Annotated in this window: 15 protein-coding genes and 2 pseudogenes; 5 read left to right on the forward strand and 12 right to left on the reverse strand. The window is 53.6% G+C overall.

Annotated elements, in window-relative coordinates:
* Window positions 1-205: 205 nt before the first annotated feature.
* The 9 genes and pseudogenes from cas6f to OGW17_RS13710 all read right to left on the reverse strand — a co-directional run bounded on the left by cas6f (window position 206) and on the right by OGW17_RS13710 (window position 11,485).
* Window positions 206-760: a type I-F CRISPR-associated endoribonuclease Cas6/Csy4 gene (gene cas6f, locus OGW17_RS13670; protein WP_071259518.1), complete on the reverse strand. Its 555-nt coding sequence runs from the start codon at window positions 758-760 to the stop codon at window positions 206-208.
* 9 nt (window positions 761-769) lie between these two features.
* On the reverse strand, window positions 770-1,771 hold the full coding sequence (csy3, locus tag OGW17_RS13675) for a type I-F CRISPR-associated protein Csy3 (protein ID WP_071259520.1): 1,002 nt from the start codon (window positions 1,769-1,771) through the stop codon (window positions 770-772).
* Between the two features lie 10 nt (window positions 1,772-1,781).
* A pseudogene (gene csy2 / locus OGW17_RS13680) lies at window positions 1,782-2,718 on the reverse strand (type I-F CRISPR-associated protein Csy2).
* The gene (gene csy1, locus OGW17_RS13685) at window positions 2,706-4,028 is read right to left on the reverse strand and encodes a type I-F CRISPR-associated protein Csy1 (RefSeq protein ID WP_071259522.1); all 1,323 of its coding nucleotides are present in this window, start codon (window positions 4,026-4,028) and stop codon (window positions 2,706-2,708) included. The pseudogene csy2 and the gene csy1 overlap by 13 nt, the downstream one beginning before the upstream one ends.
* A gap of 17 nt (window positions 4,029-4,045) precedes the next feature.
* Window positions 4,046-7,268: pseudogene (gene cas3f / locus OGW17_RS13690) on the reverse strand (type I-F CRISPR-associated helicase Cas3f).
* Entirely contained in the window at window positions 7,265-8,242 is a 978-nt protein-coding gene (gene cas1f / locus OGW17_RS13695) for a type I-F CRISPR-associated endonuclease Cas1f (RefSeq protein WP_071259524.1), read from the reverse strand. Before cas1f ends, cas3f begins: the two are co-directional and overlap by 4 nt.
* A 442-nt stretch (window positions 8,243-8,684) precedes the next feature.
* Complete coding sequence (clpA, locus tag OGW17_RS13700; RefSeq protein ID WP_012133049.1) at window positions 8,685-10,961, reverse strand: ATP-dependent Clp protease ATP-binding subunit ClpA; 2,277 nt, start codon at window positions 10,959-10,961, stop codon at window positions 8,685-8,687.
* A 30-nt stretch (window positions 10,962-10,991) separates the two neighbouring features.
* Window positions 10,992-11,312: an ATP-dependent Clp protease adapter ClpS gene (gene clpS / locus OGW17_RS13705; RefSeq protein WP_012133050.1), complete on the reverse strand. Its 321-nt coding sequence runs from the start codon at window positions 11,310-11,312 to the stop codon at window positions 10,992-10,994.
* Between the two features lie 98 nt (window positions 11,313-11,410).
* Entirely contained in the window at window positions 11,411-11,485 is a 75-nt protein-coding gene (locus OGW17_RS13710) for a hypothetical protein (protein ID WP_213164981.1), read from the reverse strand.
* A 150-nt stretch (window positions 11,486-11,635) separates the two neighbouring features.
* On the opposite strand from OGW17_RS13710, the gene cspD reads away from it, so the two are divergent.
* Window positions 11,636-11,857 (forward strand): cold shock-like protein CspD, encoded by a 222-nt coding sequence (gene cspD, locus OGW17_RS13715; protein WP_000447499.1) that lies wholly within the window; start codon window positions 11,636-11,638, stop codon window positions 11,855-11,857.
* A 136-nt stretch (window positions 11,858-11,993) separates the two neighbouring features.
* Here the strand turns inward: cspD and macB are convergent, their stop codons facing one another.
* From macB to OGW17_RS13730, 3 genes are all read right to left on the reverse strand, one after another.
* Complete coding sequence (gene macB, locus OGW17_RS13720) at window positions 11,994-13,940, reverse strand: macrolide ABC transporter ATP-binding protein/permease MacB (protein WP_047457825.1); 1,947 nt, start codon at window positions 13,938-13,940, stop codon at window positions 11,994-11,996.
* Window positions 13,937-15,034: a macrolide transporter subunit MacA gene (gene macA / locus OGW17_RS13725; protein WP_373876003.1), complete on the reverse strand. Its 1,098-nt coding sequence runs from the start codon at window positions 15,032-15,034 to the stop codon at window positions 13,937-13,939. Before macA ends, macB begins: the two co-directional genes overlap by 4 nt.
* 166 nt (window positions 15,035-15,200) lie before the next feature.
* Window positions 15,201-16,859 carry an ATP-dependent endonuclease gene (locus OGW17_RS13730; protein WP_049009763.1) on the reverse strand — a complete coding sequence of 553 codons (1,659 nt, stop codon included), beginning with the start codon at window positions 16,857-16,859 and terminating at the stop codon, window positions 15,201-15,203.
* Window positions 16,860-17,149: 290 nt separating this feature from the next.
* On the opposite strand from OGW17_RS13730, the gene aqpZ reads away from it, so the two are divergent.
* From aqpZ to hcr, 4 genes are all read left to right on the forward strand, one after another.
* Complete coding sequence (aqpZ, locus tag OGW17_RS13735; protein WP_024130486.1) at window positions 17,150-17,845, forward strand: aquaporin Z; 696 nt, start codon at window positions 17,150-17,152, stop codon at window positions 17,843-17,845.
* 175 nt (window positions 17,846-18,020) lie between these two features.
* On the forward strand, window positions 18,021-18,920 hold the full coding sequence (locus OGW17_RS13740; RefSeq protein ID WP_012133055.1) for a LysO family transporter: 900 nt from the start codon (window positions 18,021-18,023) through the stop codon (window positions 18,918-18,920).
* Window positions 18,921-19,065: 145 nt separating this feature from the next.
* Entirely contained in the window at window positions 19,066-20,718 is a 1,653-nt protein-coding gene (gene hcp, locus OGW17_RS13745) for a hydroxylamine reductase (protein ID WP_071260105.1), read from the forward strand.
* 11 nt (window positions 20,719-20,729) lie between these two features.
* Complete coding sequence (gene hcr / locus OGW17_RS13750; protein ID WP_024130488.1) at window positions 20,730-21,698, forward strand: NADH oxidoreductase; 969 nt, start codon at window positions 20,730-20,732, stop codon at window positions 21,696-21,698.
* The last annotated feature ends 63 nt before the right edge of the window (window positions 21,699-21,761 follow it).

Below are 21,761 nucleotides of genomic sequence, written 5' to 3' on the forward strand. Positions count from 1 at the left end.
GCCGGATGGCGGCGCTCGCGCCTTATCCGGCCTACGTTGCCTGATAAACGAAGTGACTCCTCACCGCCATATTCAGAAAAGAGCGCGTACGAAAGTACGGGCTTTTTTTTCGCCTATTGCACATCGCCGGATAGCGGCGCACACGCCTTATCCGGCCTACGAGTGGAGCTCTGTAGGCCTGATAAGCGAAGCGCCATCAGGCTTCTCAGAACCAGGGAATGGTCGCCGTAGAACTTAATCCATAGCTTGTGAATGTCCCGCTAACAGGTTCAGAACGCAGTTCACCGTGGCGAATAAACACCCGAAATTGTTGCTGATTCGACAAGCTCTTAACGTTCAGGTAAGGCAAATCGCTATGCTGTTCGGTTGACTCCACCAGGCGCAGTTGCGCCTGCTCTTCCGTCAACCATCCCTTCCTGACGGAACGCCGCAATAACCGTTGTGGGCTGCTTTTCACCTGCACCCGACTCACCGTGCACCAGCCTTTTACAGCCGGAACAGGCGTTACCGCCATACACTGGCAATAATCATTCAGCCCCTTACGCCATGAACCGGCCTCAAGTTCCTGTAACGCCGATAACGAACCATGAAGACGCAAGCACGATCCTGGCGTCACGCCAAACTGGGGGAAGCTAACGCCAATATCCCCCTTTCCCCTTGCGCCTAACGCACGATGCAGTTTGGCAAATAACGCCGCCATCAGCATTTCAGTATTAAATTCGGGGTCTGGCAGGACACGGAGATCAAGATAGTGATCCATCATCGCTCCTTATTCGCTTTTCTCACCAAATACGCCGCCGCGAACCAGTACCGCCATCACATAATGCTGCTGAGCGGCATCCGGTTTCATACCCTTAGTGACCCAGTTATCCAGTAAGGTATAAAAATCCATTTTATCCTTCGGCTGGCGACACGCTACGCCACGACTGGTTACTGAGCCATAGGGTTCTACCGCAATCGCGCCCAATTCTTCTACTTTTGGGTGCCACGTATCGACGGTACGCAAAGCGTTGCCGATTTTCTGCGAGTGAATGCCCGCAACACCACTGACCTGGTATAACACCCTGCTTTTACTGCTGTTACTGTCCAGCACCAGTTCCTGCGAAGGAAAAACCTCCAGCCCGGCGCCCAGACGCACCTGCGCTTCGACAGTCAGCATGACCCATTCCTGACCGCTTAATCCTTTTTCGATTATCGCCGCCAGTTGGCTCAGCGAAGCATCTTCCTGCTCAAACTCACGCAGGGAATAGTTGTGACTGTTAAAAATCCATTCCTGCCCACTGGCCGCGACATTCACCTGGATCTGCTCAGCGCCAATGCGGTTGCGCCACAGGAAACGTCCGTTTGCCAGATTCGTGGCGTACCTGCGCGCCAGTTCACCAAATCCATACTCATTGATATAGCCATCAATAACCTGCTGAAGCGCATCCTGGTATGCCATATCATTACATACCGATGGCGTAGATAAATTACCCAACACGCGCAGCGTAAACACCACTTTCAAGGTGTCGGCATCTGCCGGTAAGGCCGCAATATCCACACGTTGCAGGTTTGCTTTTTGAATTTCCGCATCCAGCTTCGCCGGATCGCTGGAAATCGCATTTTTCAGCCGATTGGAAATCGTTCCTCGAACCGCCTTTTCCTGAATTTCAATCGGTTGCCAATGATCGCTTTGCCAGTTACCCGCATACATCATCGCATCAGACGTAGCGAGTTTGCGCTCAAATGCCAGTACGGAAGCGGTTTTTACAGATACAGGAGCCTTTGCCATAGTCATGTCCTTATTCTAAATCGTCGTCTTCGTTAAACGTAAAGTCGTCTGCGACAGGCATTGCAGAGCAATAGTAGCCCGTGTCGGTTGTGCGGTAGCGCCAGAGAAGCGGCTGAATATCCGTAACACGATGCAACCCACGCCATTCTCCTACGCCATACACCGCCTCGGTAAACGCAAACGGCGTCGAATTATCGCGCGCACTGGCAACCTCTCCTGGGGAATAAAGCGGAGAAATACGCTGATAGCCGCACATCAGCGGCACCAGATAACCAGGCATCGGCTTAGGCTGATATTCCCATTGAGCGTTGTCCCCCTCTTCCGGTGGTATAGCGCGGTACTGGATTGCGGCAAAATCTAACCAGGTATCCAGTAATGTGCTTTCCGGCTGTTGTTGTCGACGCTGGTGATAATGCGTTGTCAGCCATTCGCTGCGGTCGCAAAGAGCAAAACCCGGCATCAGCCGCCAGAGGATCTGACGGAGCTGTTTTTCATCATCCGGCGCAGGAAATACCTGCGGATCGCGCAGACTGACAATACTTCCGCCCGCCAGCTTTTGGCTCTGACACAGCATTTTCAACTGCGAACAAAACGCCTCTTTGCCGTATTCGCCATTCACGATTTCACCCTGGCACTCAATCACCAGGGAGACGGTAAGGTGCATTCTTCCTTCTTCATTGAACGAGGCCGTTTTCCCTTCTTTAGTCAAAGGGTTACGCGTAAGCGCAAACTGATAGTCACGCCCCGAGGAATATGCCTGAACATGAGAATGATGGCTGATCACCGCGCAGCCATCAAAATGCACGCCATGCGTGGCGCGCATTTTACGGGAAAGCGCATGCACGTACCCCAGGAAATGGCTTATCGCCGGAAAACCCCCAGGTTAACCCGGCAACGGCATTCGCATTTTCAATACGGATATGGGGCAATAAAATCAGATAACGCATTTCAGCGCCTCCCGCAAAATCGCTTCCATTTCCCGCATCCGCTGGCGAAACAGCGATTGCGTCCGCCATTCCCGGCGCTCAACAAGCCCCACATCCAGACGCGCCTTATTCAGCCGATAGTTCAGCCAGCGTGCGAAATCATCCGCAACGCTTATTTGCCAGTCGTCTTTGTCACGTTCAAGACGGAAAGTTTCATCCGTCTGGCCGCGCCAGGGATCGAGCCAAAGCTGCTGATGGAGGGGGAGATCGGTATTATTTCGCGTCCAGCCTTGCCAGGACGCCTGCTGGAAAGTGGCGGCATGCATGAAAAGAAGGTCGATAAGCTCATCAACATACGCTGCTCGCGCATTGCGAATAGCGTGATTATTCTTCTCAGTATTTTCTTTCAGCAGAAACACCATACGGGAAACAATACCTGACGCGGCCCGATTAAACGCGCCGCGCAACGCAAAGAGATTGCGCATATTTTGCGGCGCTTTATCCAGATTCAGCCATTGAGGCGGCTGCGACGACAGCAGCCAGATACGCCCACCGCGCGCGCTGTTCAACGCAGAAATATTCTGTGGCTTGGTACCGCCAAAATGCATTTCAGCCATGTCTGGATAACGAACATCGGGCTGCGGATGCCATTTACCCGCTTTGCGCGCATCGCGTACCGCTTTCGCCTCTTCTCCAAAGCGAGATGCGACGAGTTTTTCATGCAACACCTGCACCAGCGAGGTAGCAAACAACGGACACAACAGATGGTAATCATTGCCTACGGGGAAATAGACCTGTTTAGCGAGTTTATGCGATGCCGGCTGAGTGGGCGTTAACGCACGATTAAACCCTTCCACCCACTGCGTCAGTTGAGCGTCATTCTCAGCAAAAGCGTGAAGCGGTTGATGTTCACCCCGTTTCAGGCAGGCCAGCAGCGAGTCACCCTCGACGTCGGTTTGCAACAATTTCGCGACGTCAAGCGCGGCGGCGTTTCCAACGGCATCCGTCGGGAGGTTCTTAAGCGACGCAGTGCTTAAATACCCCTCTTCACCCACGGTATCGCGATATATGCTGCTGCTTTTTGAATCCCCGTGGGTAAATTTAGCCGCATGCGTCACCAGGCTAATTTGCTCTGCTCGCCTTGCCGCATCCGTCAACCAATTTTGCGGTTGATAGCGTGCCTCAAGCGTCTGACGTTCCAGGGCGATGGTACTGGCATCTTCTCCCTGCGCCAGTCGCTTTGCAGCCTCTTTTTCAAAGGCTTCCAGCTTTGGCTGCCTTCGCGAGGCAATGTAATCGGTAATAAAATGGGTCAGTGCTTCAGTTGTCATAACTGCTCCCGACGTTCTTAATTAATATCCCTGTAAACACCCAACCACGGGTGGTAACGCCAGTCGCTCGTCACATCCTCTTCATTTACAGGTACGCTGATCTCACCGAAAATTTCACCTACGCGGTTAATCTCAGTCTGTTGGGCATCGGCCAACGCCAGCAACACCTGGCGGTAGTCCGTACATCCCCAATGGTCTGTTCCCTCTGCATACTCAACGTCCTGAAGAACAAATTTATCGGAAGCCTTGATGTTGCCGTTTTCGGTATGAAATGCGAAATAAGGCTCACTCTCTTCCTCTTCCATATGCAGAAAAAATCTGGCTTCCGGCTGCGACTGACGAAACGGTGTCTTACGCTGTAGCCAGGCATTCCAGGTGAGCGGTTTACGCCACCAGTTTGCGGCAATAATCTGCCGGCTCTTACTGCTGAGTAATTCTTCCCTGAGCCGCATGTGCTCCAGTTCCGCCAGTTTATTTTCACCATTTGCAGGCAAAATACGTGGCAATGCAGTGATCGTCTGATAGTCCTGCGGAGGTAATAATTCACGCAGATCGTGACTGGCTAATGGATGATCCTTATTTTCAAATCCCGGCTTACAAAAAGCGGGAGAGCGCTTTCTCAGCGCTTTAATATTACTGCTGAGAATCACCAGGTTTTCGTTCTCTGGAACGACGCGTCGATGGCGCTGTATACGCCCGGCGAACTGAATAATGGATCGCATAGAGCTGGGTTCGATGATGCCCCAACTGCTGTCCCAGTCCCTGCCAACCTCCATAACGGAAGTCCCTAACACGACAAAAAGGTGATGCTTCTCCGGGCGGAGATTGAGGGCTTTTGCAATATCTGGATGTTGCCAGAGCGTATCGGGCTGATGGCGAGTAAATGCGCTATCCAGACATTTTTCGATGGCTGAACGCACCGCCAGCGGGTGCCGGGCATGGTAGACACAATAATGGATACAGACATCCTGCGGCGAAGGGATCGCCATTAACGCTTTTGCGACAGCGACCAGCGGATCGATATTCGCGAACCGGACTAAACCCAATGACACGGTCTTACCACCGGTATGCGTCTCTTTATGCGCGTGATGTAAAACCTGCATTTCCGTATGCACGGTGCGAGCCACGCAGGTAATGACATCGCTCACCTCTGGCGACACTGGAGATACGGGCGAAATACGCCCAAAGTGCAGACGAGGTTTTGCCGCCAGCATTGCCGCCCGCTGCTCAACAAATGTTTTATGCGCAATGCTAAAGCTGCGTCCATCCGCGATGTGCTCCACCTTCGCGCCTTTTTCATCGAACCATGCGCAGCAAATATTCATCGGTTTCTCTGACGCGCCGCAGGACGCCTGCCATATTTTGCGCCCGGCAAGCCAGGCGGCAAACATTGCCTGGATAAGATCCGGCGGCAGCGTTGCCGACGAGAGCAGCACGCGGGTTCCCAGCATCCCGGCCCAGTTCATCAGGCGGCAAACGGCATGCAGATCGGCAATATCAAAATCATCAGGTTCATCCAGCACCAGATCGCTGGTCAGCAAGCGCAACATCGCCGGTAGCTGCTTCCCGCCACGCACGCCTTCCGTCGCCGAAATCAAATGATCGAGGGTTGTCACTAAAACAGGGGCACTGACTAACGCCGACAATTTCCTGTCGCCGCTCAACCATTTTTCCAGCGCCCCCGTTTGCACACTGCCGTCATAATGAACATATTGCTGTTCTTCAGACAATGCCTTCGCCGAGGCGCTATCCCTGTCTGGTTCCGGTTCTTTTTCCTTCTGCCACAACTGCTTCACCGCACCCGAGCCAATCAGTACCGCCAGGTCATCGTCGTCCAGCTTCAGTCGATTACGCAACGCATCGCCGGTTTGCAGCGTCAGCGTGCGTAACCCCATTGCCACGGTGAAGCGACAGCCTTCCTGCTCATCAGCCAGCGCATACATTATTCGTGCATTGGCAAACGTCTTCCCGCAGCCCGTCGAGGCCATATTGACGCCGAAAAAACCCTCTTCCCGACTCCGTTCACGCAGCGCGGCAGCTACATCCCAGGCTTTATTTTGCCAGTGATAAAGCGGATTACCTGAACGCTCACGAAAACCTTTATGCCTTGCAATCGCCGGAAGCGACGAACGCACACGCACCAGTTGTCTCCCCAGAAGCAATGCGTGATGCGCGACACCGGTCAGATGCTCATCAACCCGTTGTTTTAGCGTGCCATTTTTCCGATCGCTGTTTGCCCATACACAATAATCAGGATCTTGCCACGTTGGGTGAGGATGGCTGGAAGAGTAGAAGTGATCGGCCAGCATCAGACAAAAACGCGCCATATGCAGCGTGAACAGTTGATCCATCTGTCCCCACTGTTTTAATGCCGCAGCATTCTTAGCGCGTCGGGAGATCTGACGAGCTTTCTCCCGCCAGACGCGACTTTGTACAGGCGTGCCTGATGGAAAAACCCAGACATTGCGAAAATCGACGTCTCGCCACCCTTCTTTTATATGATTCACGGCGTTCCAGTCTGCATTAAGCTGATTTTCAAGCCAGCTCTGACATCCCTCCAGCTCGTTGTCGCCACGCAGGTTTTCAGGAAGACGGTGATGAGACAAAATTAGCCAGGCGACGACGCTGGCAAGCGGTGGAAGCGTACGAAAAGGGCTGTCAGAATAGCAGGGGTTATCCTTGCGCAATCGAGCCAGAAGTTCAGCGTCGTCATCCGCAGACAACTCACCGAGTTTTGCCAGCCACTGTTCATCATGTTGCTCACCGACAAACGCCTGAAACAGGCGTACCGAAACCCATTCATGGCGATAAGGTTGATAACTTTTAGCTGTTTTTTTCGTCAGGCTTTCCTGAAAACAGAACCCTGCCTTACCAAAATCATGAAACAAGCCCGCAATCGCTGCTAACAGCGCAATGCTTTCCGCACATCGCCACCGATGTTCATCGTTGTTCGTGATAAGCGTTTGTGTGGTTCGATTGGTAGGAACACGCCCTTGCGCATTAAAACGACGTATATTGCCGACAATCCATAGCAATTCCATTTGCCCGTTTTTCTTCAACCAGTGGCAGGCAACCGCAGTATTACGCCTTGCGGTTTTCCGTAATAAACGGCGCAGCGTATTAACGCCTTCTAAGGTGATGATGGTTTGCCACTCCCGTTCGCTCAGCAAACTGATCGAGTATACGGCAACTCTCCTCGCGAGCGCGTTTGGTGCAGCGAGAGATAATCAGCACATTCATTCGCTATCCTCAGCCAACTGTCGCGCCGTGTCCTGAAGCGTGGTGATCATTAAATCTAAAGCATCAGACTGCTGAAATCTATTAATACAGCGCTGGCGGAACGCCTGTGCATCCTCCCCCTCCATTGCCGCGATAAACGCTTGCGGCATGACAAGCGCGTCTTTGATAAGATCGGCCAAATCAAAGACCAGGCCGCCGCGACGCGTTTTACCGTGCATAACCGCCAGGCCGTGTGGGAGCCCTGTAACCCATGCCGCAACAGCCGCTAATCCGTATGCCAGATAATTACCCTGATCCAGAAACCGATTCGCCATATCCAGACCACCGCCCCGTTTTGCTCGGGTAAAATCGCCATATCCAACGGTCTGGCTCACCAGTTTATACAGCGCTTTTGTTAATTGCGCCTCTTTGAGCATTAAATGAGTATGATCCTCTGCTTGCGCCATAGACTCATCCGCGCGCGTGATAATATCATTTAATCGTTCCCGGTCTGGCTGAAATATTTTCTGTGATGATGGAGCTAACCAATATTTTTCTATTTGCTGCAATCTTATTTTCTGAAACATCTTTGCCGCGATCAGTCTTATTTCTTCTTTAAACCAGAAAGAGACCCAATGCTGTAAATATTCAGTCGGCCGATATTCACTTTGCGGTGACAGCCATGACACATCAATATCAACTTCATTTGCGGAATAAAGCGGCGTACCATCAGTGCCACAGAAGCCAACCATCACGCCAGCCCTTGCGAACTCCCGCATCGCCGCCTGTGACACTGACGTGCCCATACCCAGCATCACCGCCGTAGTATTCGCGACAGGAATATTCCAGTAATATGATTCATTACCTGCACTCGTAATGTATTCAACTCGCCCACCATTTACCTGCACACGGCATTTTTCAAGATAATATATATTGGCGCGTTTAGAGTGCAGAATGGTTTTTAAATCCGAAGGCATAATTGAATTTGCAGACATATCTATTTAAACCCCGTCATTTTATGTGTTATCGATAGTACTGATGAGGCTCCGGCAGATGAAATGATAAAAATCAACAAAAGAGCTTTCAAAATAAATAATTACATTTGTGGTGTGGTAGCTGCCTGTACGGCAGTGAACTTAAAAATAACACCTTTGCGTTTGGTACGGATTTTCTAAGCTGCCTGTACGGCAGTGAACTGAAGCAGTTCGTCGCTATCATGGTGTTAATAAAGAAAAATATCAACGAAATGATTAAATACCCTTTTATCGCCACCTAATATAAACACATAAAAATCATAGCGTTAAAAAAACACTCAAAAAAAGGGTTTCCAGGTATCCGGGGCATGACGGCAAAAAAATCCGTAACCTCAAAAGAGATTACGGATTTTAGCGAGTTTATCTGAACGCGACTGGCGTTCAGATTTTACCGGTTACGAGATTAATGCGCGGCTTCCGGTTTGTGCTTTTGCGCACTCTGGAAGCCATACGTCAGCTCATTTTTCTCTTTATCCAGAGCAACGGTCACCTGGCCGCCGCCAACCAGCGAACCGAACAGCAGCTCGTTTGCCAACGGTTTTTTCAGGTTGTCCTGGACGACGCGCGTCATTGGACGTGCGCCCATCGCGCGGTCATAGCCTTTCTCAGCCAGCCAGTCACGCGCTTCCTGACTCACTTCCAGGGAAACGCCTTTCTGATCCAGTTGAACCTGCAACTCGACAATAAACTTATCGACAACCTGATGGATCACTTCAGTAGACAGGTGATCGAACCAGATAATGTTGTCGAGACGGTTACGGAACTCCGGCGTAAACACTTTCTTGATTTCACCCATCGCGTCCGTACTGTTGTCCTGATGGATGAGGCCAATCGATTTACGCTCAGTTTCACGCACACCGGCGTTGGTGGTCATCACCAGCACCACGTTGCGGAAATCCGCTTTACGCCCGTTGTTGTCCGTCAGCGTGCCGTTGTCCATCACCTGCAACAGCAGGTTAAAGACATCTGGATGCGCCTTCTCAATTTCATCCAGCAGCAGAACCGCATGCGGATGTTTGATAACCGCATCGGTCAGCAGACCGCCCTGGTCGAAACCGACATATCCCGGAGGCGCGCCGATCAGGCGGCTTACGGTGTGGCGTTCCATATACTCGGACATATCAAACCGCAGCAGCTCAATACCCAGCGCTTTGGAGAGCTGTACCGTTACCTCGGTTTTCCCTACCCCGGTAGGCCCCGCGAACAGGAACGAACCGACAGGCTTATGTTCATGACCGAGACCCGCACGGCTCATTTTGATCGCTTCGGTCAGCGCTTCAATTGCCTTATCCTGCCCGAAGACCAGCATTTTCAGGCGGTCGCCGAGGTTTTTCAGCGTATCGCGATCGCTCTGCGAGACGCTCTTCTCAGGAATACGCGCGATGCGCGCCACAACGGACTCAATATCCGCCACGTTGACGGTTTTCTTGCGCTTGCTGACCGGCATCAGACGAGCACGCGCACCGGCTTCGTCGATGACGTCAATCGCCTTATCCGGCAGATGACGGTCGTTGATGTATTTCACCGCCAGCTCTACCGCCGCACGCACCGCTTTCGCCGTGTAGCGAACATCGTGGTGCGCTTCGTACTTCGGTTTCAGGCCGTTGATGATCTGCACAGTCTCATCCACGGACGGCTCAGTGATATCAATTTTCTGGAAGCGACGCGCTAACGCGCGGTCCTTCTCGAAAATGTTGCTGAATTCCTGATACGTCGTGGAACCAATCACGCGGATCTTACCGCTGGAGAGCAGCGGTTTAATCAGGTTTGCGGCATCCACCTGGCCGCCCGACGCCGCACCCGCACCGATAATGGTGTGGATCTCATCAATAAACAGGATGCTGTTGGTGTCCTGTTCCAGCTGTTTGAGCAGCGCTTTAAAACGTTTTTCGAAATCGCCGCGATACTTGGTACCTGCCAGCAGCGAGCCGATATCCAGCGAGTAGAGGGTGCAATCCGCCATCACTTCCGGCACATCGCCCTGGACAATACGCCAGGCCAGACCTTCGGCAATCGCCGTCTTACCGACGCCGGACTCACCCACCAGCAGCGGGTTATTTTTCCGGCGGCGACACAGCACCTGAATGGCACGCTCCAGCTCTTTTTCACGACCAATCAGCGGATCTATTCCGCCCACGCGAGCAAGCTGGTTAAGGTTAGTCGTGAAGTTCTCCATACGTTCCTCCCCGCCAACTTGTTCTTCGCTATTTGGCTGATTGCCGGGGTCAGAAGACTGACTCGGCTCGTCCTTTCGCGTCCCATGAGAAATAAAGTTCACCACGTCGAGGCGGCTGACTTCATGCTTACGCAGCAGATAAGCCGCCTGGGATTCCTGTTCGCTGAAGATAGCCACCAGCACATTCGCGCCAGTTACCTCACTGCGCCCGGAGGACTGAACGTGAAAGACCGCACGTTGCAGCACGCGCTGAAAACTCAACGTCGGCTGTGTGTCGCGCTCTTCTTCGCTGGCAGGCAGTACGGGTGTGGTTTGTTCAATGAAGGCTTCAAGTTCCTGACGGAGCGCCACCAAATCCACGGAGCACGCTTCCAGCGCTTCGCGGGCCGATGGGTTACTGAGCAACGCCAGTAACAAGTGCTCGACGGTCATAAACTCATGTCGGTGCTCGCGCGCTCTGGCGAAAGCCATGTTTAAACTGAGTTCCAGTTCTTGATTGAGCATAGGCACCTCCCCCAATTTTTACGCCTGCATTCAGGCTTTTTCCAGCGTACACAGCAACGGATGCTCGTTCTCCCTCGCATACTTGTTCACCATCGCCACTTTGGTCTCCGCAACCTCGGCGGTAAATACGCCGCAGATAGCTTTACCTTGATAGTGAACCGCAAGCATCAGTTGCGTTGCACGTTCTACATCATAAGAAAAGAATTTTTGTAACACGTCAATAACAAACTCCATTGGAGTGTAATCATCATTGACTAATATCACTTTATACATAGATGGCGGTTTTAGCGCGTCGCGCACCTTATCTTCCGCCAGCTGGTCAAAATCCAGCCAATCGTTCGTCTTACCCATTGTCAGTCGTCATCTTCGGTTACGGTTACCGGCAGAACGTACTGCCGCTGACAAGAGCCTATGCACGCAATCAATCTACCCCAATTAATAGATAACTATCATCTATCTCTGTCATCCGCGACATCTGTCACATTACCGGCAATAGCGTTAACTGCTTCAAATTTTTGATTCATTTTTACCCCATCCACCCCGCCTGGCGCTTGACGCCCCGCCTGATTTCTCTAAATTGTAGTTTCGAGAGTTGGCGAGGTTTTGAACAGCCCCCACTCCGCCACCGGTTCATTCCATCTTACTTATATAAGATTTACGAAGGATGTCGAAGCATGGAAACGGGTACTGTAAAGTGGTTCAACAATGCCAAAGGGTTTGGTTTCATCTGCCCTGAAGGCGGCGGCGAAGATATTTTCGCCCATTACTCCACCATTCAAATGGATGGTTACAGAACGCTTAAAGCCGGGCAGTCTGTCCGGTTTGATGTCCACCAGGGGCCAAAAGGCAATCATGCCAGTGTCATCGTGCCCATCGAAGCAGAAGCCGTTGCATAGCTCTTCTGTCTCATTGTGTACATCCCGCAGTCAAAATGCCAGTCCGATCGGCTGGCATTTTTATTTCTGCGCCATTGCTTTTTGCCGGATGGCGACGCTGACGCGCCTTACCCGGCGGACAAACATCCGGCAAGATTCACTCCCGCGCCAGCGCATCTACCGGATCGAGTCGTGCCGCATTACGTGCGGGCAACCAGCCAAACAGTATCCCGGTAAACGTCGAGCACAAGAACGCCGTCAGGAGCGCGACGGGCGAGAAGCCGATTTCCCAGCCGGGTAAAAACATCTGTAGCGTAAAGGCGATCAGCATCGACAGCCCGATCCCCAACGCGCCGCCGACCAGACACACCAGCACCGCTTCAATTAAGAACTGTTGCAGCACATCGCTGGCGCGCGCGCCTACCGCCATACGGATGCCAATCTCCCGGGTTCGTTCAGTGACGGAAACCAGCATAATGTTCATTACGCCGATCCCCCCAACCACCAGTGAGATCACCGCAACCAGCGTCAGGAACAGTTGAAGAGTACGTGTGGTCTTTTCGGCGGTTTTCAAGACGCCGTCCATATTCCAGGTAAAGAAATCCTTCTTCCCGTGGCGCAGCGTCAGCAGGCGGGTAAGCTGCTGCTCAGCCTGCGCGCTGTCAAATCCCTCTTTCACCCGAACGGTGATGGAGTTCAGCCATGACTGCCCCATCACCCGCCCGGACATCGTGCTGTACGGCAGCCAGACGCGGAGGATCTTACTGCTGCCGAACATAGACTGTTTCTCTTCGGCCACGCCGATCACCGTTGCAGGCATATTACCGACCAGGATCACTTCGCCCACCACTTTCGCTTTATTGGGGAAAAGTTGACGCCGCGTGTTGCTGTCGAGCACCACCACCTGTGCCCGGCCATTCAACTGCTCTCTGTTGAACGTGTTCCCCTCGCTAAAGGTCATGCCGTAGACGTTAAAATAGTCGCCGCTGACGCCATTGGCGCTGGCGGCCACGTCGATGTTGCCGTAGCGAAGCCGCAGATTTTGCGATACGGCAGGCGTCGCGGACGTTACCCACGGCTGCTTCTGAATCGCGTTCAGATCGTCATATTTCAGCGCCTGCTGATATTGCGGATCGTCGTCGCCGAAGTCTTTACCGGGGTAAATATCGATAGTATTGGTGCCAATGGCGCGAATATCCGCCAGTACCATCTGTTTTGCCGCATCGCCGACCACCACGATCGACACCACCGACGCAATCCCGATAATAATCCCCAGCATGGTGAGCAAGGTGCGCATTTTATTGGCAGCCATCGCCAGCCACGCCATCGTGAGCGCCTCACGAAATCCGCTGACAAACTGGCTCCAGCCGGAGGCCGTTTTGACGACGGGCTCTGCGATGCCTTGCCCCGCTTGCGTTTTCTGCGACGGCGGATTACGCACGATCTCGCCATCGTGGATTTCAATCACCCGTTCGGCCTGAGCGGCAACCTGCGGGTCGTGGGTCACGATAATGACCGTATGCCCCCGATCGCGCAGTTGATGCAGAATCGCCATCACTTCATCGCCGGAATGGCTGTCGAGCGCCCCCGTCGGTTCATCGGCGAGGATCACCTGCCCGCCGTTCATCAGCGCGCGCGCAATACTCACCCGCTGCTGTTGCCCGCCGGAGAGCTGTGAAGGCTGATAATCCACCCGATCGCCCAGCCCCAGCCGTTGCAGCAACTCTTCGGCCCGCTCCAGCCGTCGTTTGCGCTCCGTACCGGCATAAACGGCGGGCACCTCAACGTTTTGCGCCGCCGTCAGATGTGAGAGCAAATGATAACGCTGGAAGATAAAACCAAAATGTTCGCGGCGGAGTTGCGCCAGCGCGTCGCTGTCGAGCGTGGAGACATCCCGCCCCGCAATCCGATAGGTGCCGCTGGTGGGTTTATCCAGACAGCCGAGGATATTCATCAGGGTCGATTTACCGGAACCGGACGCGCCGACAATCGCCACCATCTCTCCGGCATGAATTTGCAGGGAGATGCCCTTCAGCACCTCGACCTGTTCTTCACCTGACGGATAGCTACGGCGAATATTGCTCAGCTCAAGCAATGCCGTCATTGCGCGGCTCCAGGTTTGCTCTCGCTGATCACCACCTCATCGCCCTCTTCCAGCCCCTTGACGATCTCCACGTCAGTATCGTTACGCGCGCCAATCGACACCTCGCGTTCACGGGTTTCGCCGTTACGCAACAGCGTGACTTTGTAGCGGTTGTTGCCGACCGGGTAGCCAAGCGCCGCCAGCGGAATCGTCAACACGTTTTTAATGTCCGTGAGCTGAATATGCACCTGTGCGGTCATGTCCAGGCGCAAAATCCCTTTCGGGTTAGGAACTTCAAAACGCGCGTAATAGAAAATAGCGTCGTTCACTTTTTCAGGCGTGGGCAGGACATCTTTCAGCGCGCCTTCATAGCGGGTCTGAGGGTCGCCCAGAACGGTAAACCAGGCTTTTTGTCCGGGACGCAGGTGAATAACGTCCGCTTCGGAAACCTGCGCCTTCACCAGCATGGTGCTCATATCCGCCAGCGTCAGGATATTTGGCGCCTGTTGAGCGGCAATCACCGTCTGTCCCTGCAAGGTGGTGATTTGCGTCACCTCGCCTGCCATCGGGGCGACAATGCGGGTGTAATCCAGGTTGGTTTTTGCCGTATCAAGAGAAGCCTGATTACGTTTAATCTGCGCGTCAATCGTGCCGATTTGCGCCTGTTTGACGGCCATTTCCGTCGCGGCCGTATCCAGTTCCTGTCGCGAAATCGCCTGGGTTTTCGCCAGCTGTTGCTGGCGTGACAGGGTGACGCGCGCCAGTTTCCACTCGGCTTCAGCCTGTCGGCGCTGAGCGCGTAATTCCATTAGCGTGGCTTCCACCTCTTTGATCTGGTTTTCCGCCTGTTCAGGATCGATAACGCCAAGCAGCTGATCTTTTTTCACCTTGTCGCCAATTGCGACCGACAGCGTTTTAAGCTGGCCGCTGACCTGCGCCCCGACATCCACTTTGCGCAGCGCATCCAGTTTCCCCGTCGCCAGCACGCTCTGCTGGAGGTCGCCCGGACGGACAATCAGCGTTTGATAGTGGGGTAGCGGCGCATTTAACGTTCGCCAGAGCGTAAACATCGCCACGATGATAATGAGGGCGATGAGAAGATAGCGCTTTTTCATTTTTCCCTTGAGCTTCATAACGATCCAACATTCCCCGAGATATCCACCAGAGTGGGAAGATAAACCTTAACGGTAAATAAACAAACACTGAAAAACGCGCCGAATATCGCCGTCGCTATCCATTGCTGGACTGCATTCCGCCACAGATGTCGCGGCTGTTTCGCCGTTAATCCGCTCTCCCGCGCGCCAGCCAGAGTACGCGGGAGAACATTTTTTTGAACAGCGTCGGCACCGCGTCAACGCCGCGTCGCCCGGCCTCCATCGCCACTTCAATGGCTAAATCAGGCTTTGACGAGCGGTGGATCGCCTTCGAGATAATTTTCCGCATATTCATTGGAACGTTTTCCGGTATTTGCGCCACCCGATGAAAGACATCAGCAAATCCTGACCGATACATAAAATGTTCCATATCCAGAGCAGGCAATGCCGTCAGGTGCTCACGCTCTTCTTCCCGGTCGTTATTCAGCAAACCGCGCACCGTTGCGGCATATTTTTTCCCGGCTTCGTCGCCATCCACCAGCACATGCCACTCAATCCCCATCCGGCGGGCGAATTTTACCAGCGGTCTCAGGCCTGACTGGGCGAATTCGATCACTTTAATCCCTTCGGCATCGAAGTGGTGCCCACACTGGCGCGCCAGTTCGTTGATAACCCAGGTTTCCGTTTCGCCCTCCACCAGCAGCCAGCAGCGGGAAAACAGCGACGAGGCCCGGTTAAAACGAATATGAAAGGCGATGCGGCGACCATCTTCCGCGCTCAGCCCGCCAGGCCCCAGTCGCCAGGCCGCGACCCGTGAAGATTCACGCACCAGACGGACAACGTGCTCCACAGGCGTCAGCGACAGCAGCTCGCCGGAATTGGTCGTTGCCACACGTTGCAGCGGTAAAAGATTCAACAACTGCCATGCCACCGACAGCATAATCGGATGCAGACGCGTTTCCGGGTCTTCAACCAATAATAATGGTCGGGCATCTTTATCCAGCCGCAGCGTCCCTTTCGCCTGTAACAGCGTGGAGAACAGCCCCAGCAGGATCACGCGATGCGTTCGGCCGCCGGGTTTGTCGATCATCCGGTTAATAATGTCCAGATAGCGCCAGCTACGCTGCTCGTTGTTCGAACGGCGACGCATCAACCGATGACGGGATTGCCCCGCGCCTTGCTCGGAAAAGTAGTGCTCCAGCAGCTGTACCATCGCCGAAAGCCCCTGGCGGATCTGCCCGTCCGTTAAATTCTGCGGACGGGTCGCCAGCTCTCGCGCCAGAAAGTCCAGCTGGCAGGCGGTAACTTCAACATCGGGAACATCGGGCACCGTACCGTTACGGATGCGTCGCATAAAGCGCGCATCGCGCAGGCGCAGTACCGGCATCAAACGAATGAGATGGTGTGCCTGGCGATTAATATCATCGATCGGTAGCGGGTGGCCGTCGCCATCAAGGAAGCTGCGCAGCGTCATCACGCTGCCATCTGCCGCGCTCTCCCCCTCCAGACGGTAGAAAATACGGTGAAAGCCATCCTGACAGGGAGACCAGCATGCCTCCAGCGGGCGGTATCGACGCACCCGATGGCGGCCTGGCTGAGATTCACGGAAAGTGAGGATAATATGCAGATGATGTTCACGTCCCTGAATATCTCCGGGGGGAAACCAGAAATCCTCGCGGATGAAATGATACAGTTCCGATTCTGGCGACAGCAGCAGAGTTAAGGCATCCAGCAGGCTGGATTTCCCCCACGCGTTCTCCCCAATCAGCACGTTGTTTTGCTCCAGCATCAACGATAATCGATTGATCCCGCGAAAACCCACAATCTCAACGCGTTCGAGAATCATGTATCCTCCAGAAATGAACAACTTATCCTTTCCGCAGTATAACGACAAAATCCGTTGCATGGCGTGATAATTGCAGCATTAAGTCCGTGCACTACACTCTTTATTAAGACAAATCAGAACAAGGATTCACACCACATTGCCCTAAATCAAACTAACTGAATTTTTTTAACTGGTGATTGGGTGACGTTCGTTCTTAAAATACAGTTTCCTGCATTATGTCGTCACCCTTTTATGACGATAAAAAAACAGCCGCATATTCAATGTGGTTAATTTTATTATTTGAGGTGGTTATGTTTAGAAAATTAGCAGCCGAATGTTTCGGTACATTCTGGCTCGTTTTCGGTGGCTGCGGAAGCGCCGTTCTGGCTGCGGCATTCCCTGAACTGGGAATTGGTTTTGCGGGTGTCGCGCTGGCTTTTGGTCTGACCGTACTGACAATGGCATTCGCCGTAGGTCATATTTCCGGCGGACATTTTAACCCGGCAGTGACATTAGGTTTATGGGCTGGCGGTCGTTTTCCGGCAAAAGAGGTCATTGGCTATATTATCGCTCAGGTTGTCGGCGGTATTATTGCTGCGGCGGTACTGTATCTGATTGCCAGCGGTAAAGCAGGCTTTGATGCCGCTGCCAGCGGTTTTGCCTCTAACGGTTACGGCGAACATTCCCCTGGCGGTTATTCCATGCTTTCCGCCATCGTCATTGAAATCGTGCTGACCGCCGGTTTCCTGCTGGTCATTCATGGCGCGACGGACAAACATGCCCCGGCGGGTTTTGCCCCAATCGCCATTGGTCTGGCGTTAACCCTGATTCACCTGATCAGTATTCCGGTCACCAACACTTCTGTGAACCCGGCGCGCAGCACCGCGGTTGCGATCTTCCAGGGCGGTTGGGCATTACAACAACTGTGGCTGTTCTGGGTGATGCCGATTATCGGCGGTATTCTGGGTGGCGTGCTGTACCGCACGCTGCTTGAAAAACGCGATTAATTGAGTGAAGTCCGTGGTGTCGGGTGGCGACTACGCCTTACCCGACCTGCGATACAGTACAATAAGCAGGCCGGGTAAGCGTTAACGCCACCCGGCTTTTTTTTGCTCCTTTACCTGACCGCCTTTATTGGGTAGTGTCATTGCGCTGTCTCGCATATAAAGGACCCGGTTGTTCATGTTTTCAGGACTTTTAATCATTTTGGTTCCACTGATTGTGGGCTACCTCATTCCGCTTCAGCATCAGGCCGCATTAAAACTGATCAACCGGCTGTTAAGCTGGATTGTCTACGTCATTCTCTTTTTTATGGGGATCAGCCTGGCGTTCCTGGATAATCTCGCCAGTAATTTGCTCGCTATTTTTCATTATTCCGCTGTCAGTATTACCGTTATTTTGCTGTGCAACATCGCGGCATTATTCTGGCTGGAACGTTCGCTACCGTGGCGACACAACCACCAGCAGGAGAAATTACCTTCACGTATCGCGATGGCACTTGAGTCACTTAAATTATGCGGCGTCGTGGTGCTGGGTTTTCTGCTTGGCCTCAGCGGGCTGGCATTTCTCAAACACGCCACGGAAGCCAGCGAATATACGCTGATCTTCTTATTATTCCTGATCGGCATCCAGTTGCGAAACAATGGCATGACCTTAAAACAGATTGTGCTGAATCGCCGGGGGATGATTGTCGCCGTGGTGGTGGTCGCCAGCTCTATGCTCGGCGGAGTCATCAATGCGCTCATTCTCGGCCTGCCGATCAAAACCGCACTGGCAATGGCATCGGGTTTCGGCTGGTATTCCCTGTCCGGCATTTTATTGACCGAATCGTTCGGCCCGGTAATTGGCAGCGCCGCTTTCTTTAACGATCTGGCGCGCGAGCTGATAGCGATTATGCTGATCCCCGGTCTGGTTCGTCGCAGTCGCTCCACCGCGTTAGGGTTATGCGGCGCCACGTCGATGGACTTCACGTTGCCGGTACTTCAGCGTACAGGCGGTCTGGAGATGGTGCCTGCCGCCATCGTTCACGGTTTTATCCTCAGCCTGCTGGTGCCAATCCTGATGGCCTTTTTCTCAGCCTGATACCTCCCTGGCGGTAGAACCCTGCCGCCAAAATTGCGCTAAATCAATCTCCCTGTAAATTATGTAAGAAATCACTTTTATCCCTTTGCGCGCAGGCATAACCTTAAACATGTATATTAAATATAACTTTAAAAAAGGTGTGACCATGTTTTGTGTGCAATGTGAACAAACCATCCGTACTCCGGCGGGGAACGGCTGCTCCTACGCGCAGGGTATGTGCGGTAAAACAGCGGAAACGTCCGATCTCCAGGATCTGCTGATTGCGTCCCTGCAAGGTCTGTCTGCATGGGCTGTTAAAGCCCGTGAATATGGCATCATCGATCATGACGTTGACAACTTTGCCCCGCGTGCATTTTTCTCTACTCTGACCAACGTTAACTTCGATTCTCCGCGTATCGTCGGCTATGCCCGTGAAGCGATCGCCCTGCGCGAATCGCTGAAAGCGCAGTGCCAGAACATCGATGCAAGCGCTACGGTAAACAATCCGATGGCCGACCTGCAACTGGTCAGCGACGATCTGGGCGATTTGCAACGTCAGGCCGCCGAGTTCACCCCGAACAAAGACAAAGCCGCTATTGGCGAGAACATCCTCGGCCTGCGTCTGCTTTGCCTGTATGGCCTGAAAGGTGCGGCAGCGTACATGGAGCACGCCCACGTTCTGGGTCAGTATGACAACGACATCTACGCGCAGTACCACAAAATCATGGCGTGGCTGGGCACCTGGCCTTCCGATATGAACGCTCTGCTGGAATGTTCTATGGAAATCGGCCAGATGAACTTCAAAGTGATGAGCATCCTGGATGCCGGTGAAACCACCAAATACGGCCACCCGACCCCAACTCAGGTTAACGTGAAAGCGGTTGAAGGTAAGTGCATCCTGATCTCCGGTCACGACCTGAAAGATCTGTACAACCTGCTGGAGCAGACCGAAGGGACTGGCGTGAACGTCTATACCCACGGTGAAATGCTGCCCGCGCACGGTTACCCGGAACTGCGTAAATTCAAACACCTGGTCGGTAACTACGGCAGCGGCTGGCAGAACCAGCAGGTTGAATTCGCCCGCTTCCCTGGCCCTATCGTGATGACCTCTAACTGCATCATTGACCCGACCGTTGGCGCGTATGACGACCGTATCTGGACGCGCAGCATCGTCGGTTGGCCGGGCGTAAACCACCTGGAAGGCGAAGATTTCTCTCCGGTTATCGCTCAGGCGCAGCAGATGGCAGGCTTCCCGTACAGCGAAATCCCGCATCTGATCACCGTTGGTTTCGGTCGCCAGACGCTGCTGGGCGCAGCAGACAGCCTGATCGACCTGGTCAGCCGCGAAAAACTGCGTCACATCTTCCTGGTGGGCGGCTGTGACGGCGCGCGTGGCGAACGTAACTACTTCACCGATTTCGCGACCAGCGTACCGGATGACTGCCTGATTCTGACGCTGGCCTGTGGTAAATACCGCTTCAACAAACTGGAATTCGGCGACATCGAAGGTCTGCCGCGTCTGGTTGACGCCGGTCAGTGTAACGACGCTTACTCCGCCATCATTCTGGCCGTCACGCTGGCAGAAAAACTGGGCTGTGGCGTGAACGACCTGCCGCTGTCTCTGGTGCTCTCCTGGTTCGAACAGAAAGCGATCGTCATCCTGCTGACGCTGTTGTCTCTGGGCGTGAAAAACATCGTAACCGGGCCGACTGCGCCAGGTTTCTTCACCCCGGATCTGCTGGCTGTCCTCAACGAGAAATTTGGCCTGCGTCAGGTCACCACCGTTGAAGAAGATATGCAGCAACTGTTGAGCGCGTAAGGAGTTTTAGAATGACGATGCCAACCACTCAGTGTCCGTGGCGGATGCAGGTACATCACATCCATCAGGAAACCCCGGATGTGTGGACTCTCTCATTACTGTGTCACGATCACTATCCGTACCGTGCCGGTCAGTATGCGCTGGTCAGCGTTCGCAACTCTGCGGATACGCTGCGGGCCTACACCATTTCGTCCACGCCGGGCGTGAGCGAGTACATTACGCTGACGATCCGTCGCATTGATGAAGGCGCAGGTTCACAGTGGTTAACCCGCGAGGTGAAACGCGGCGACTATATCTGGCTGTCCGATGCGATGGGCGACTTTATCTGTGAAGACAAAGCCGAAGACAAGTTCCTGATGCTGGCGGCCGGTTGCGGCGTCACACCAATTATGTCGATGCGTCGCTGGCTGGCAAAATACCGCCCGCAGGCAGATGTGCAGGTGATCTTCAACGTGCGTTCGCCGCAGGATGTGATTTTCGCTGAGGAATGGCGTCAGTACCCGGTCACGCTGGTGGCGGAGAACAATGCGACCCACGGTTTCGTGGCGGGTCGCCTGACCACTGAATTACTGAAAAACGTGCCGGACCTGGCATCGCGCACCGTCATGACCTGCGGCCCGGCGCCGTATATGGACATGGTTGAGCAGGAAGTGAAAGCGCTCGGCGTAACGCGCTTCTTTAAAGAGAAGTTCTTTACGCCCGTTGCCGAAGCGGCAACGGAGGGTCTGAAGTTCACCAAACTGCAACCGGCGCAGGAGTTTTACGCGCCTGTCGGCACCACGCTGCTGGACGCGCTGGAAAGCAATAAAGTTCCGGTGACCGTGGCATGTCGTGCTGGCGTGTGCGGCTGCTGCAAAACCAAAGTGGTTTCCGGTGAATATACGGTCAGCAGCACCATGACGCTGACCGATGCGGAAATCGCCGACGGTTATGTACTGGCCTGCTCCTGCCATCCGCAGGGCGATTTAGTTCTGGCATAAGCTCTCATTGCCGGATGACGCTTCGCTTATCCGGCCTGCCATTTTTCGGCAGGCCGGGTAAGG

The sequence above is a fragment of the Citrobacter sp. CK181 genome, from assembly GCF_030333595.1.
Classification (GTDB): domain Bacteria; phylum Pseudomonadota; class Gammaproteobacteria; order Enterobacterales; family Enterobacteriaceae; genus Citrobacter_B; species Citrobacter_B koseri.